General features: G+C 64.6%; 13 protein-coding genes. 3 read left to right on the forward strand and 10 right to left on the reverse strand.

All coding sequences use genetic code 11. From position 1 onward, the window contains the following. Nucleotides 1–353: 353 nt before the first annotated feature. Nucleotides 354–1,277, reverse strand: coding sequence for a LysR family transcriptional regulator (locus tag FQ664_RS02285; RefSeq protein ID WP_144170269.1), 924 nt, complete (start codon nucleotides 1,275–1,277; stop codon nucleotides 354–356). Between the two features lie 210 nt (nucleotides 1,278–1,487). Between FQ664_RS02285 and FQ664_RS02290 the strand changes: the two genes are divergently transcribed. Together FQ664_RS02290 and FQ664_RS02295 are read left to right on the forward strand one after the other, a co-directional pair. Then, nucleotides 1,488–2,768 (forward strand): aspartate aminotransferase family protein, encoded by a 1,281-nt coding sequence (locus FQ664_RS02290; protein ID WP_144170270.1) that lies wholly within the window; start codon nucleotides 1,488–1,490, stop codon nucleotides 2,766–2,768. A gap of 153 nt (nucleotides 2,769–2,921) precedes the next feature. Further along, complete coding sequence (locus FQ664_RS02295; protein ID WP_009681539.1) at nucleotides 2,922–3,080, forward strand: YqaE/Pmp3 family membrane protein; 159 nt, start codon at nucleotides 2,922–2,924, stop codon at nucleotides 3,078–3,080. A gap of 135 nt (nucleotides 3,081–3,215) precedes the next feature. Here the strand turns inward: FQ664_RS02295 and FQ664_RS02305 are convergent, their stop codons facing one another. From FQ664_RS02305 to FQ664_RS02350, 9 genes are all read right to left on the reverse strand, one after another. Further along, nucleotides 3,216–5,039: an alpha/beta hydrolase family protein gene (locus tag FQ664_RS02305; protein WP_144170272.1), complete on the reverse strand. Its 1,824-nt coding sequence runs from the start codon at nucleotides 5,037–5,039 to the stop codon at nucleotides 3,216–3,218. Next, entirely contained in the window at nucleotides 5,005–6,165 is a 1,161-nt protein-coding gene (gene pqqE, locus FQ664_RS02310; RefSeq protein ID WP_144170273.1) for a pyrroloquinoline quinone biosynthesis protein PqqE, read from the reverse strand. The genes FQ664_RS02305 and pqqE overlap by 35 nt, the downstream gene beginning before the upstream one ends. Next, nucleotides 6,137–6,412, reverse strand: coding sequence for a pyrroloquinoline quinone biosynthesis peptide chaperone PqqD (gene pqqD / locus FQ664_RS02315; protein WP_144170274.1), 276 nt, complete (start codon nucleotides 6,410–6,412; stop codon nucleotides 6,137–6,139). The genes pqqE and pqqD overlap by 29 nt, the downstream gene beginning before the upstream one ends. Continuing rightward, on the reverse strand, nucleotides 6,409–7,164 hold the full coding sequence (gene pqqC, locus FQ664_RS02320) for a pyrroloquinoline-quinone synthase PqqC (RefSeq protein WP_003255592.1): 756 nt from the start codon (nucleotides 7,162–7,164) through the stop codon (nucleotides 6,409–6,411). Before pqqC ends, pqqD begins: the two co-directional genes overlap by 4 nt. 73 nt (nucleotides 7,165–7,237) lie before the next feature. After that, a complete protein-coding gene (pqqB, locus tag FQ664_RS02325; RefSeq protein ID WP_144170275.1) occupies nucleotides 7,238–8,149 on the reverse strand; it encodes a pyrroloquinoline quinone biosynthesis protein PqqB in 912 nt (303 codons plus the stop codon). A 78-nt stretch (nucleotides 8,150–8,227) separates the two neighbouring features. Then, entirely contained in the window at nucleotides 8,228–8,299 is a 72-nt protein-coding gene (gene pqqA, locus FQ664_RS02330; protein WP_003243383.1) for a pyrroloquinoline quinone precursor peptide PqqA, read from the reverse strand. Between the two features lie 158 nt (nucleotides 8,300–8,457). Continuing rightward, complete coding sequence (gene pqqF / locus FQ664_RS02335) at nucleotides 8,458–10,758, reverse strand: pyrroloquinoline quinone biosynthesis protein PqqF (RefSeq protein WP_144170276.1); 2,301 nt, start codon at nucleotides 10,756–10,758, stop codon at nucleotides 8,458–8,460. A gap of 159 nt (nucleotides 10,759–10,917) precedes the next feature. Next, nucleotides 10,918–11,712 (reverse strand): carbon-nitrogen hydrolase family protein, encoded by a 795-nt coding sequence (locus FQ664_RS02345; RefSeq protein WP_144170278.1) that lies wholly within the window; start codon nucleotides 11,710–11,712, stop codon nucleotides 10,918–10,920. A 14-nt stretch (nucleotides 11,713–11,726) separates the two neighbouring features. Continuing rightward, nucleotides 11,727–13,409: a flavin monoamine oxidase family protein gene (locus tag FQ664_RS02350; RefSeq protein ID WP_144170279.1), complete on the reverse strand. Its 1,683-nt coding sequence runs from the start codon at nucleotides 13,407–13,409 to the stop codon at nucleotides 11,727–11,729. 669 nt (nucleotides 13,410–14,078) lie between these two features. Between FQ664_RS02350 and FQ664_RS02355 the strand changes: the two genes are divergently transcribed. Further along, a complete protein-coding gene (locus tag FQ664_RS02355) occupies nucleotides 14,079–14,510 on the forward strand; it encodes a hypothetical protein (protein WP_256675803.1) in 432 nt (143 codons plus the stop codon). The last annotated feature ends 11 nt before the right edge of the window (nucleotides 14,511–14,521 follow it).

The raw sequence follows: 14,521 nt of genomic DNA on the forward strand, positions 1-14,521 counted from the left end.
GGGCTGCTGCGCAGCCCAATCCCCACCCCGACCTCGCTGGCCTCAAGCCATGCGCTATCCCTGTGGGAGCTGGCTTGCCGGCGATCGGGCCGGTACAGGTGGCAGATTTGCCAAATTCGGGAATGAATCCCCTTTGTAAGCCTTTTCCTACACAACGTGGTGACTTTTCACCACTGTTCTCAGATTGGATCCACGGTTAATCTTTACCACATGGACGTTGCGCAGGAAGCGCAAAGGACAGATCAAGGATGACGACGAAGGACGCCTGCCAGGATGGTGGGGCGATACGGATGTCACAGGGAAACAGTCTGGGAAACCCCGCTTCGGCGGGGTTTTCTTTGTGCGTGTGTTTTTCAGCCCAGCACATCCAGCGGTGATGTACCCAGCAGGCGGGCGTCCGTCTCTTCCTCCAGCAGCGTGCGCAGCAGCTCCACAGAGGCCTGCTGGCGTTGGGCATCGCGGAACACCAGGCCAACCTTCAGCGGTACCCGCGGCTCGCTCAATGGCTTCCACAGCAGCCCCTGATCATCTTCGGCAGCCTCCTTGGCCCGCCCCGGCAGGATGGTGGCCAGCGCGGTATGGGCCAGGCTGTCGAGAATCCCCGCCATGTTGTTCATCTCGGCCTGCACCTGTGGCCGACGCCCTTGGCTGGCCAGCTGCGCCTGCCAGATCTGGCGAATCTGGAATTCCTCACCGAGCATCAGCATGGGCAACTCGGCGGCCTGGCGGATAGAGACCTTCTTGAAGTCCTTCAGCGGGTGGGTAGCAGGGATGACCAATTGCAGCTCGTCTTCGTACAGCAGCAGGCCATGCAGCCCCGGCTGGCGTGGCGGCAGGTAGCTGATACCGATGTCCAGGCTGCCGTTGAGCAAGCGCCGTTCGATCTCCAGCCCCGACAATTCGTAGATCTGCACCACGAGGTGCGGCTGTGCCCTGCGCAGGCGTTCGAGCAGCTGTGGCACCAGGCTCGGCCGCACGGTCTGCAGCACGCCGATGGCCAGCGTACGTAGGGACTGGCCCTTGAAGTTGCGCATGGCCTCGTGGGCGCGCTGCAGGCCGTCGAGCAGCGGCAGGGCGTGGTTGTACAGGGTATGGGCGGCCAGTGTCGGCAGCAGGCGCTTGTTGCTGCGCTCGAACAGGCTCAGGTCAAGGCTGTGTTCCAGCTGGCGGATCTGCTGGGAAAGCGCCGGCTGGGACAGCGACAGGCGCTCGGCGGCGCGGCCCACGTGGCCTTCTTCATACACCGCGACGAAATAACGCAGTTGGCGAAAATCCATAAGTAATGCTTATCGAAAATGCTGGAAAAACGAAATGGTCGAAAACCTTCGCGAAGCCTAGTCTATCGCCGTATTCCAGCGGGTTACAGCGATGAATCGGTCGATTGTTACCCCGGATGAAAAACACTTTTGATAGGCAAGGCAAAATATCGAGTGCCGGCACCCAGACCGCACCGTGGCCGCCCTTTATCGTGATTGGTTGGAGCCCTGATGAACCTGTTCAAGCTGCGCCGCCCGGCCTCTGCCGCCGTTGCCGAGCCCAAGCGTGCGCCGGTGATCGTGCCGGAAGCGCCGCAGCTGTCGCATGAGCGCCTGATGCCCAGTACCGAACGCGCAGCGCAGGTGTTCGTGCGTGGCCAGGGCTCGTGGTTGTGGGACAACGAAGGGCATGCCTACCTGGACTTCACCCAGGGGGGGGCGGTCAACAGCCTGGGCCACAGCCCCAGCGTGCTGGTGAAAGCGCTGGGCAACCAGGCCCAGGCGTTGATCAACCCGGGCTCGGGCTTCCACAGCCGTGGCCTGCTGGCGCTGGCCAACCGCCTGTGCCAGAGCACCGGCAGCGACCAGGCCTACCTGCTCAACAGCGGCGCCGAAGCCTGCGAAGGCGCGATCAAGCTGGCGCGCAAGTGGGGCCAGCTGCACCGCAACGGTGCCTATCACATCATCACCGCCAGCCAGGCCTGCCATGGCCGCAGCCTGGGCGCGTTGTCGGCGTCCGACCCGCTGCCGTGCAACCGTTGCGAGCCGGGCCTGCCGGGCTTCAGCAAGGTGCCGTTCAACGACCTGGCGGCGCTGCACGCCGAGGTGGACTCGCGCACCGTGGCGATCATGCTCGAGCCGATCCAGGGTGAGGCGGGTGTCATCCCGGCCACGCAGGAATACCTCAAGGGTGTGGAAACGCTGTGCCGCGAACTGGGCATCCTGCTGATCCTCGACGAGGTGCAGACCGGCATCGGCCGCTGTGGCGCGCTGCTGGCCGAAGAAACCTACGGCGTGCGCGCCGACATCATCACCCTGGGCAAGGGCCTGGGCGCTGGCGTGCCGCTGGCGGCCTTGCTGGCCCGGGGCACGGCGTGCTGCGCCGAGTCTGGCGAACTGGAAGGTAGCCACCACGGCAACGCGCTGATGTGCGCAGCCGGCCTGGCCGTACTGGATACCGTGCTGGAGCCTGGCTTCTTCGCACAGGTGCAGGACAACGGCCGCCACCTGCGCGAGGGCCTGAGCCGGCTGGCCGGGCGTTATGGCCAGGGCGAAGTGCGCGGGCAAGGCCTGCTGTGGGCCCTGCAGCTGAAAGAAAACCTGGCCCGCGAGCTGGTGGCGGCGGCCCTGCACGAAGGCCTGTTGCTCAACGCACCGCAGGCGGATGTGCTGCGCTTTTCGCCAGCACTGACCGTGAGCAAGGGCAACATCGACGAAATGCTGCTGCGCCTGGCCCGCGCCTTCACCCGCCTGCACGCCCGGCAGCAGGCCCGCCGCGAAGTACCGGCCTAGCGGCCTGGGCACACCGAGAATTCTACGAACCGTCTGGCGTTCCTGCGCATCGCCCTTGGCCTGCTTCATTCGGCCCGGGGCGTTTTTTTTTGCCTGTTGAACCTCTGTGGTAGACGGCTAGTCTCTGATGTAACCCCTTCAGGAGAGACTCGCATGGACTTCATACGCATCATCATCGCCATCATCCTGCCGCCGCTGGGCGTGTTCCTGCAGGTGGGGTTTGGCGGGGCGTTCTGGCTGAATATTCTGCTGACCTTGCTGGGGTACATTCCCGGGATCGTGCATGCGGTGTACATCATCGCCAAGCGGTGACATCGCTGGGGCTGCTGTGCAGCCCTTTCGCGACGCAAGGCCGCTCCCACAGGTACAGCGCCACATTCGGGTTTGCGCGGTCGCTTGTGGGAGCGGCCTTGTGTCGCGAAAGGGCCGCCAAGCGGCCCCGGAATCTCAGCCGCCCAACACCCGGCAATAGAATTTCCATTCTTCTTCCAGTGCATGCGCCAGGTTCTCCGCCTTGCGGAACCCGTGCCGCTCCCCGGCATAGAAGTGCCCTTCAGCCTCGATCCCGTTAGCCTGCAACGCCGCCAGCATCGATCGCGTCTGCTCCGGCACCACCACCGCATCCAGCTCACCCTGGAAGAAAATGACCGGCACCTTGATCTGCCCCGCATGCAGCAGCGGCGTACGCTGGCGATAGCGCTCGGCGTCCTGCAGCGGGTCGCCGATCAGCCAGTCCAGGTAGTCCCCTTCGAACTTGTGCGTGGCCCGGCCCAGGGCAACCGGGTCGCTGACCCCGTACAGGCTGGCGCCGGCGCGAAATACATCATGGAATGCCAGAGCGCACAGGGTGGTGTAGCCGCCCGCGCTACCGCCGCGGATGAACGCCTTGCGGCGGTCGATCAACCCACGTCCGGCCAGGTAATCCACCGCTGCGCAAGCATCGGCCACATCGCTTTCGCCCCAGCGCAGGTGCAGGGCTTGGCGGTATTCCCGGCCATAGCCGGTGCTGCCCCGGTAGTTGAGGTCGGCGACGGCGAAGCCGCGTTGGGTCCAGTACTGGATGCGCGGGTCGAGCACGGGATAACAGGCCGAAGTCGGCCCGCCATGGATGAACACCACCAGCGGCGCGGCCTCTTGCGAGCGGGCTGCCGGGTAGAAAAAACCGTGGGCGCGGTGACCGTCACTGCCGTAGTGGATCGACTGTGGCAGGCTGATATGCCTTGCCGGCAGCACGTCGGCGCCACCGGCCAACACGCTGACCTCGTGGTTGCTGCGGGCGATGGCGATGACCGCAGGCGGGCTGATCGGCGAGGCGGCAATGGCGTACAGGTGTTCGGCATCCATGGCCAGGCTGCGAAAACGCGTGTAGGCGCTGGCGAAACGCTCCAGGCGGCCATCGGCAGTGCGCAGCCCCAGTTGGCCGAAGCCGTCTTCGAACCAGCTGGCCAGATAGCTTTGCGGCCCTTGCGCCAGCCAGGTGCTGGCGCCCAGTTGCCAGGGCGCCGCAGCGTGGTCCGCAGGCTCGGCAGGCAAGGCCTGCCAGCGGCCATCGACCTCGCCCCAGGGTTGCCAGAAGCCATTGCGGTCGGACAGGCAGTAGAGGCGGCCTTCGCTATCGAAGCGCGGCTGCTGGAGCGATTCGTCAGCCGCGGCCACACATTGCGCCGGCCCCCAGTGGCCACTGGCATCACGTGTGCGGCACATCAGCCGGGTGACGGTCCAGGGTTGTGCCGGGCGGTCCCATTCGACCCACGCCAGGCGCAGGCCATCGGCACTCACCGTAGGCGAGGCATAGAAGTCGGCACCCTCGGCGAGCACTTCGCGGGTATGTTCAGCCAAGGCGACCAGACGATGCTCGACCCGTTCGCCATGCTGTTCCTCGACCGCCAGCACCAGGCCGTCATGCCACTGCACATCGCCGTAGCGGCAACTGGCAGCACCGGTCAGGGCCCGCGGTACCGCGCCTTCCAGGGATTGGGTATAGACCTGCTGGTCCATTTCGTTGACGAACAGCAACCCGTCACCACCCAGGCAAAAACTGCCACCGCCGTATTCGTACACCCGGCTACGCGCGCTGAAGCCATCGGGGGTCAGGCAGCGGGCCTGCTGGTGCTGCCAGTGCCAGATGCGACAGGCTCCATCGGCCGGGCGGAACTCATTCCAGAACAGCCCCGCGGCGCTGACCTTGAGTTCGGCGAAGTCGGTGCCGGCGGCAACTGCCTGGGCCGCGCTGAATTCAGCCGCGGACGATGACACGGGAGTTTCGCTCATTGCGGAAGGTCATCTGTTCAATGGTGAGCTGGGCGCTTTCTGCCTCCTCGCGGGCTTTGAGGATGATGCCGTGATCGGCCGACTTGGCGCACACCGGGTCGGTGTTGCTGGCATCGCCGGTGAGCATGAAGGCCTGGCAGCGGCAGCCGCCGAAATCCTTTTCCTTCTCGTCGCAGGAGCGGCACGGTTCGGGCATCCACTCATAGCCTCGGAAGCGGTTGAAGCCGAACGACTCGTACCAGATGTGGTGCAGGTCGTGGTCGCGCACGTTGGGGAACTGCACCGGCAACTGGCGCGCGCCATGGCAGGGGAGTGCGGTGCCGTCCGGGGTGATGGTGAGAAACAGGCTGCCCCAGCCATTCATGCAGGCTTTGGGGCGTTCCTCGTAGTAGTCCGGGGTGACGAAGATCAGCTTGCACGGGTTGCCCTCGGCCTTGAGCTTGTCCCGGTACTCGTTGGTAATGCGTTCGGCCCGTTCGAGCTGCGCGCGGGTCGGCAGCAGGCCCAGGCGATTGAGGTGGGCCCAGCCGTAGAACTGGCAGGTGGCAAGCTCGACGAAGTCAGCCTCCAGGGCGATGCACAGCTCGATGATGCGGTCGATCTTGTCGATGTTGTGCCGGTGGGTGACGAAGTTGAGCACCATCGGGTAGCCGTGAGCCTTCACCGCACGGGCCATTTCCAGCTTTTGCGCAAAGGCCTTCTTCGAGCCGGCCAGCAAGTTGTTGACCTGCTCGTCGCTGGCCTGGAAGCTGATCTGGATATGGTCCAGGCCGGCCTTCTTGAAGTCGGCGATGCGCGCCTCGGTCAGGCCGATGCCCGAGGTGATCAGGTTGGTGTAGTAGCCCAGCCGGCGGGCCTCGCCGATCAGTTCGGCGAGGTCCTGGCGTACCAACGGTTCTCCGCCGGAAAAGCCGATTTGCGCGGCACCCATTTGCCGGGCTTCGGCCATCACCTTGAACCACTGCGCGGTGCTCAGCTCCTGGCCCTGGGCGGCGAAGTCCAGCGGGTTGGAGCAGTACGGGCACTGTAGCGGGCAACGGTAGGTCAGCTCGGCCAGCAGCCATAGCGGCAGGCCGACCGCGGGCGTGGGCGGTAACTCAGGCGAGGACGATCCAGTGTTCGGCACGGGCCACCTCCATGAACTGCTCGATGTCGTCGGCCACTTCCGGGACACCGGGGAACTGTTGTTCGAGTTCGCTAATGATCGCGGCAACGTCGCGTTGGCCGTCGATCAGGCCACCGATCAGGGCGGCGCTGTCGTTGAGCTTGATCATGCCCTCGGGGTACAGCAGCACATGGCCTTTTTGCGCCGGCTCGTACTGGAAGCGGTAGCCGGGGCGCCAGTTCGGCACTTGATGACGGTTGAAACTCATAGGGTGATCCCTTTGTGCCACACCCGTTCCTGGGTGACGGAGTGATAGGGTGGGCGGTTCAGCTCGTAGGCCATGCTCATGGCGTCGAGCATGCTCCACAGGATATCCAGCTTGAACTGCAATATTTCCAGCATACGCTCCTGGCCTGCGCGGGTGGTGTAGTGCTGCAGGGTAATCGCCAGGCCGTGCTCCACGTCACGCCGGGCCTGGCCCAGGCGGGTGCGGAAGTATTCGTAGCCGGCCGGGTCGATCCACGGGTAGTGCTGCGGCCAGCTGTCCAGGCGCGATTGGTGGATCTGCGGGGCGAACAGCTCGGTCAGCGAACTGCTGGCCGCTTCCTGCCAGCTGGCGCGGCGGGCGAAGTTGACGTAGGCGTCGACCGCGAAGCGCACCCCGGGCAGCACCAGCTCCTGGCTGCGCAGCTGGTCGGGGTCCAGGCCCACGGCCTGGCCGAGGCGCAGCCAGGCCTCGATGCCGCCATCCTCACCGGGCGCGCCGTCGTGGTCGAGCAGGCGCTGGATCCACTCGCGGCGCACTTCGCGGTCCGGGCAGTTGGCCAGGATCGCGGCATCCTTCATCGGGATGTTGACCTGGTAGTAGAAGCGGTTGGCCACCCAGCCCTGGATCTGTTCGCGGGTGGCGCGGCCCTGGTACATCGCCACGTGATACGGGTGATGAATGTGATAGTAGGCGCCCTTGGCGCGCAGGGCCTGCTCGAATTCGGCAGGGGACATTGGCAGTGCGTCGCTCATTCGGCTGGCTCCTGTAAAGCTGAGTCTCGGCGCGGCCCGCTGGGGGAGCGGGTTTGCGTGTGCGATCTGGTCGTTACAACTCGATACTCATGCCATCGAAGGCCACTTCCACGCCCCGGCGCAGCACTTCGGCACGCTCGGGCGAGTCTTCATCGAGAATCGGGTTGGTGTTGTTGATGTGGATAAGTACCTTGCGCTGGCGCGGGAAGCCATCGAGCACTTCCAGCATGCCGCCGGGGCCGTTCTGCGCCAGGTGGCCCATCTCGCGGCCGGTGCGGGTACCCACGCCACGGCGCTGCATTTCATCATCCTCCCACAGGGTGCCGTCGACCAGCAGGCAGTCGGCGCCGTGCATCATCGTCAGCAGCTTGTCGTCCACCTGGCCCAGGCCCGGGGCGTAGAACAGCTTGCCGCCGGTGCGGGTGTCCTCGACCAGCAGGCCAAGGTTATCGCCCGGGTGTGGGTCGAAGCGGTGTGGCGAGTAGGGCGGTGCGGCGCTGCGCAGGGGGAACGGGGTAAAGCGCAGGTTGGGGCAGGCGTCGATGACGAAGCTGCCTTCCAGCTCGATGCGGTGCCATTGCAGGCCGCCGTTCCAGTGGCTGAGCATGTTGAACAGCGGGAAGCCGGTGGTCAGGTCCTGGTGGACCATGTCGGTGCACCACACCTGGTGCGGGCAGCCTTCGCGCAGGCTGAGCAGGCCGGTGGTGTGGTCGATCTGGCTGTCCAGCAGGATGATGGCGTTGATGCCGCTGTCGCGCAGGGCACGGGCCGGCTGCATCGGCGCAAAGGCCTGGAGCTGGGCGCGGATGTCGGGCGAGGCATTGCACAGTACCCAGTGCACGCCATCGTCGGACAGGGCGATGGACGACTGGGTGCGCGGCGTGGCCCGCAGGGTGCCGTCACGCAAGCCCTTGCAGTTGACGCAGTTGCAGTTCCACTGTGGGAACCCGCCGCCGGCGGCGGAACCGAGAACCTGGATGTACATGGGCACTCTCTCTGCAGAAAACCGTAGCGAAAAACGAAAACGCCCCGGCAGGCCGAGGCGTTGAACCGTAAGCCGGGCTTAGCGGTTGGCGAAGTACATGGTGACTTCGAAGCCGATGCGCAGATCAGTGTATGCAGGTTTGGTCCACATGGAATTACTCCTTCCGGATGAGGGGGTGGGTTTGTCAGCTACTACTTGGGTACCGCCATTGCCTGGAGGTTCCCATGGTTGAGATTGCGCTATCTTACAAGAAAAATTTGTACCGAAAGGTTAATTATTCGAAAAGTCCCTTGCAGTTTTCGTAACAATCAGGGGGGCGAGCCCAGCCAGGAAGCATCTGGTGCGGCAGTGTTGGCCAGGCATAGCCAAGTGGAACCTGTACCGAGCAGGTGGCCCAGCAGGTGGTCCAGATCCGTCTGCTGCGTATGCAGGATAGATCTGCGCAGCGCATCCAGCCTGCCGGGTTGTGTGGCCAGGTATGTCTGCCACGCCCATTCGGCGACTTCGGCATTGCCCATTGCCGGCTCATCGAATTGCCCGGCCAGGGCCTGGCGAGCGGCAGGGGCGAGGGTAACGCCCTGGCGCAGCAAGGTGAGCAGGTGGTCGAGGATCTGTACCTGGCTGGCATGAGGCGACTGGACCCCGAACAGCAGACCACCGACACCCTCGACCTGACGAAAGGTACTGAATACCGCATAGCCAAGTTGCAGTTCTACCCGCAGCCGTTGGAAAACCGGCCCTTGCAGCACCTGGGCGAGCAGGCGGCCAGCGGCTTCCATGGCCGCCGGCAGTGGGCAGAACAACAGCAGGGCATGTTCACTGCCGGGTACTTTGGCATGTTGCCAACGGCGGTTGGCCCAGGCGGGCAGAGGGTCTGGCGCCGAGCCTTGGCCAGGGCAGTGCTGCATTACAGTGCCCAATGCGTTCAGGGCGGCATCGTCGAAGCCTGCAGCCAGGCCGTGCCAGCGTGCCTGCTGCCACAGGCTGTCGAGTTGCGTCTGTGCCAGGGGGCAGGCCGCAACGGGTGCAGGCGTGGCGCCCAGCACGGCGTCGGGCAGTTGTTTGAGCAGGGCGCGTAGGGGGATCAGTGCCGGAGGCTGCGCCGAACCAGGCAGCCAGCTGCCTGCCGGGGGCTTGAGCATCAGTGCCAAGGCCTGTTCCATAGTGCGCAGCACCGCTGCCGGCAGCCCGGCGCAGCGCAGCTGCCAGTATTCGCCAGCAGTACTGAACTGCAGCTGCACCGAGACGCGCTCACAGCGCTCCTGCATGGGGTGCAAGGCACGTTCGAGCAGCGCATGCAGGTGCTGGCGCAAGGGCGAAGGGACATGCCAGCGCAGGTACAGCGCGGCGTACTGACGAGCGTCAGGCAGCTGGTCGCTGACCTTCAGTGCCGCGGGCAGCGGCTGCGCCCTGGCAACGGCCAAGTCGGCCAGGAGCAAGGGGTCTATAGCGGGCAGCTGCCAGTGCCCGTGCTTGCGGCCCGGCAGGCTCTCCAGCAGGGCACGAAGGGCCTGCAAGCCTTGTGTATCCAGCCCGGCGAACGGCTGGCCGGCGCTGTCCCGGCGGGCCAGTTCAAGCGCGCTGGCGCTGCGTTCGCGGCTTTGCTGCAGCAGTTCGAACTCGGCATTCAATTGCTCAGGTTCGGCTTGGCGGATGAAGCCAAACCAACCCTGCAACAGGGCATCGGCCTCCTCTGGGCAGGCGTCCTCGCCGAGCTTCAGGTCGATGTGCCACAGCAGCTGCCCGGCGAAGGCATACAGCGCCTCGGCCTTGAACCCTTGCAGCCAGCCACGCTGGCGAAGCGCATCCAGCCAGGTGCCCGGGCGGCTATCGCCGAGGCAGGCGATCAACAACTCAAGGGCCTGCTCGGCACCCACCGGCAGGTTTTCGTGGCTAAAGAGCAGGGGCGTGTCGGTCGCCGACAATGGCGGTGGTAGAGCTTGTGGCACCCGTTCACCTGTTGCGAACAGCTCGGCATGCTGGCGGCCCAGTATTTCCAGTTCATCCAGCGATTGTGGGCCGCACAGGCTCAAGGTGACCTGGCCACCTTGGTAGAAGCGCTGGTGAAAGCCATCGAGTGCTTGCTGGAAGGCAGGATCCTGCAAGGCCAGGGTGTAGCGGTTACCGGCATGAAAAGCGCTCAGCGGATGGCCGGGCGCTGCGGCTTGCAGCAAGGCGAACTGTTGCTGGGCCTGCGGGCTGCGCGACCAGGCAATGAACTCGGCATGGATTACTTCGCGTTCGCGGCATTGCTGCGCGATGCCAAGGTCAGGCTCGGCCAGCATCTGGCACAGGCGCTCCACCCCGCCGGCCAGGGCGCTGGGTGGGACCTCGAAGAAAAAGTCGGTGGTGCGTTCGCGGGTGCTGGCATTGACCTGGCCACCGAGGGCCTGCACGTAGCGCATCAGGCCGTCGTCCAGAGGGAAGCGCGGGGTGCCGAGGAAGAACAGGTGCTCCAGGAAGTGGGCCAAGCCAGGCCATTTGCCCGGCGCGTCGTGGCTGCCCGCGTGCACCCGCAGTGCGGCGGCCGAGCGCTTCAGGCGCGGGGCATGGCGCAGGGTCAGCTGCAGGCCGTTGGCGAGGGTGAGGTGGCGGGTGGCGTCAGGCATGGGAGCTCCGGTAACTGCTGTCCATGCTAACCCATTTGTTTGCAGGGCCGGCCCATTCGCGGGTAAACCCGCTCCCACAGGCACTGCACAGCTTTCAGAACCTGTGATTTACCCTGTGGGAGCGGGTTTACCCGCGAATGGGCCGCACAGCGGCCCCTGTCAGCCTTTACGCAGGTGCAGCTCCTGGCGCAGATCGCTCAGGTAAGGAAACGCCGCCCGCCCCTGCACCACACGCTCATGCTCCAGCTCCGCCAGCAACTGGCATTCGTCCCGCCCGGCCATGGCCAGCAGGCTGCCATCCGGGCCGATGATGCTGCTCTGCCCGCAATACTGGATCTCGCCTTCCGCGCCGCAATAGTTGGCATACACCAGGTAGCACTGGTTCTCCTGCGCCCGCGCCCTCACGGTCACCTGGCAAATGAAGTCGTACGGCGCCATGTTCGCCGTCGGCACCAGGATCAGCTCGGCGCCGCCCAGTGCCAGGCGCCGGGCGTTTTCCGGGAACTCGATGTCGTAGCAGATCAGCAGGCCGACCTTCCAGCCATCCAGCTCCACCACCGGGAAATGGTCGGAACCTGCGCTGAACATCGAGCGGTCCAGCTCGCCGAACAGGTGGGTCTTGCGATAGTTGCTCAGGCTGCGGCCATGCGCGTCGATCAACTGCACACTGTTGTAGATCGCGCCGTCTTCGCCGCGCTCCGGGTAGCCGTAGACGATGGCGATGCGGTGCGCCTGGGCGATCTCCACCACCACCATGGCCGCCGGGCCATCGTCGGCCTCGGCCAGGCGCTCGACCTGGGCCAGGCCGATGTTGTAGCCGGTCAGGAACATCTCCGGGCACACCAGCAGCCGGGCGCCGCGTTCGGCCGCCAGTTGCGCCTGATGGCGCAACCGTTGCAGGTTGCCGGGCACGTCCAGTGGCTTGGGCGCGCCCTGGAACAGAGCGATGCGCATGTTGCCTCCTTGTCTCAGTCCGGCAGGGCAATCGGGCCGATTTCGTCGAACACGTCGCCCGGGCCGGGGTTGTCCGGGTGGGTGCGGCCACCGAAGTGATTCATGATACCCCACACCGCATTCAGCGATGTCTGTACCGCGCCTTCCACCCAGGCCGGCGTCCATGACACGTCGTCACCGGCGATGAACATGCCGCGCTGCTCGGCAGGCATGTCCTGCTGCATGAAGTGCGCGTACATGCGCTGGTTGTAGCGGTAGTGGCCCGGCAGCGCGCCCTTGAAGGCGCCGAGGAAGTGCGGGTCGGCCTCCCAGGAAACGGTGATCGGGTCGCCGATGATGTGCCCGGCGATGTCGGTCTTCGGGTAGATTTTCTTCAGTGCATCCAGGGCCAGCTGCACGCGTTTTTCCACCGGGTGCGGCAGCATCTTCAGTGCGTCGCTCATCCACGAGTACGACAGGCAGATCACCCCCGGCTTGTCGTTGCCGTTGTCGAACAGGTAGGTGCCACGGGTGAGGCGATCGGTGAGGGTCATGCTCATCAGGTCGCGGCCGGTTTCCGGGTCCTTGTCCTTCCAGAACGGGCGGTCGACCATGACGAAGGTTTTCGACGACTGCATGTAGCGGGTGCGGTCCAGGGCCATCCACATTTTTTGCGAGAACAGCGATTCCTCGCAGTCGATCTGGGTGGTCAGCAGCCAGGTCTGGCAGGTGGCGAGCACCGCACTGTAGTGCCGGGTGTCGCCCCAGTTATCGGTGACCGCCAGGCGGCCATCGGCGGCGCGGGCGATGCGTTTGACCCCGGTACGCGGTGCGCCGCCATGCAGTGCGCTCAGGCTGGTGCCTTCCGGCCAATGTATGCAGCGCTCCGGCACATGGCGCCAGATGCCTTGCGGTACCTGCTCCACACCGCCGACTACCAGATGTTGGTGGTCGTCGCAGTTGGTCATTACCACACGGAAGATTTCCAGCATCGAGTTGGGGAAGTCCGAGTCCCAGCCGCCGGTGCCGAAGCCGACCTGGCCGAACACTTCGCGGTGCTGGAAGCTCAGTTGGGCGAACGAGCGCGAGGTGGCGACGAAGTCGTAGAACGTGCGGTCGTCCCACAGCGGTACCAGCTTGTTCCACAGCGCTTTCAGGCGTGGTACGTCACGGTCGCGGATGGCCTGCTGGATGTCGGCGAACTGGGCACCGCTTTCCAGCGCGTCGGCCCAGGCGTCGGCTACTTCCTGGAACAGCTTGGGCAGGTCGGTGGGTTTTTCGGCGTAGTAGGTCTGGCCTTCCAGGTCGATCACCGTGCTGCCCGAGGCCGGGGTCAGCGGGTTGGGGAAGGGTTTGGTCTCCAGGCCCAGCTTGTCCACGTAGTGGTAGAAGGCGGTGGACGACACCGGGAAGCGCATGCCACCCAGCTCGGCGATGATCCCGTCGGTGCCGTTGAAGGCTTGCGAGCGCAGCCGGCCACCCAGCTTGGAGGCCTCGTACACTACCGGCTTGAGGCCCAGCTTCATCAGCTCGTAGGCCGCCACCAGGCCGGCGATACCGGCACCGACGATGGCCACTTCTTCACCATGGCGCTCGGCCGGGATGCTGCCCAGGCCTGCCGGGTGTTCCAGCCAGTCGTCGAAGGCGAAGGGGAAGTCCGGGCCGAAGATGGTGATGGGCTTTTTGCCATCGGCGGGGTGGCGGTTTTTCTTGTTCATGAAGTGACCTTGCCAGAGGGGCTGCGCAGGTGCGGAGCCTGAGTATAGGAGATGCCTGGTGGCCATTTTAGGGAGTGGGGCGTTCGTTATTAAGGTGCAGAGTGTTGTCTTAATGTAGTTTTTTTCGTCGAAATGATAATTTTTATGTTCTTTTAGACGAGGTTATTGTCTTAAGGTTTGTGGTGCCTATGCGATCGAGCGCCGCCCGCGCGGCGCATCGCGAGCTGCGCTCGCTCCTACGTTTGTTTCGGGCCAGTAACGCCTGCGCCAACGCGCGCGACCGCCTGGTTCGTACCACACGATGTCGCGTCATGCGCCAACGCGTTCGCGCGCAAATCCCCCAGGAATAACTGGCCCGAAACAAACGTAGGAGCGAGCGCAGCTCGCGATGCGCCGCGCGGGCGGCGCTCGATCGCATAGGCCTTGCAAATCGCAAGGCAAGCACCTGGTAACCTTCATGCGACCTGTCGGCCTGACATCTGCGCGTTTTGGAAGGCGGTGATCAGACAGTTCCTACACCCATGCCAGGATTTAAAGAATTACCCTACGCCCGCCATAGCCTCGGTCTGGCTGCGTGGGAAATGCCTCAGGGTTAACGTCACAGGGTCGCTGCTGTTCGGGCGACTGGGTGTGAGAACCCATCTTCAACTTCGCACCAAGGCTTATGTCATGGCAGCCGTGCGCGGGCAGGCTTTGGCCTGGCCGGATTTCCAAGTTGGCCGGTTCTCACCCCGTGCATGGCTGCCACCTATTTCCCGTGAGAAGGAGTTGGTAGGCGGTTTCCTCAAGACCCAATTTGGAAATTGCATCATGAAGAAGACAGATCCCGACCAGCCCGAAAAACTGAAACCCACCGCAGAAAAAACCTTCTGCAACTGCGAATCCAGCCACCCACCGCTATTCGCCATCCGCCCCGGCATCGATGCAGCCGACGCCCTGGTCCACGCCTGTCTGCTGGCCCGTGGCATCAATCAAGTCGCCACCGACTATGCCCAACACCACGCCCCCGAGCGCAGCCGTGACATCGTCTGGTCGATGCAGCATTCCGCCGAAAGCCTTGCGGCGATTCTGGAAGGCCTGCTCGACGGCCAGGAAGCCTGACTGCCAGCGAG

It is taken from the genome of Pseudomonas persica (genome assembly GCF_900291015.1).
Taxonomy (GTDB): domain Bacteria; phylum Pseudomonadota; class Gammaproteobacteria; order Pseudomonadales; family Pseudomonadaceae; genus Aquipseudomonas.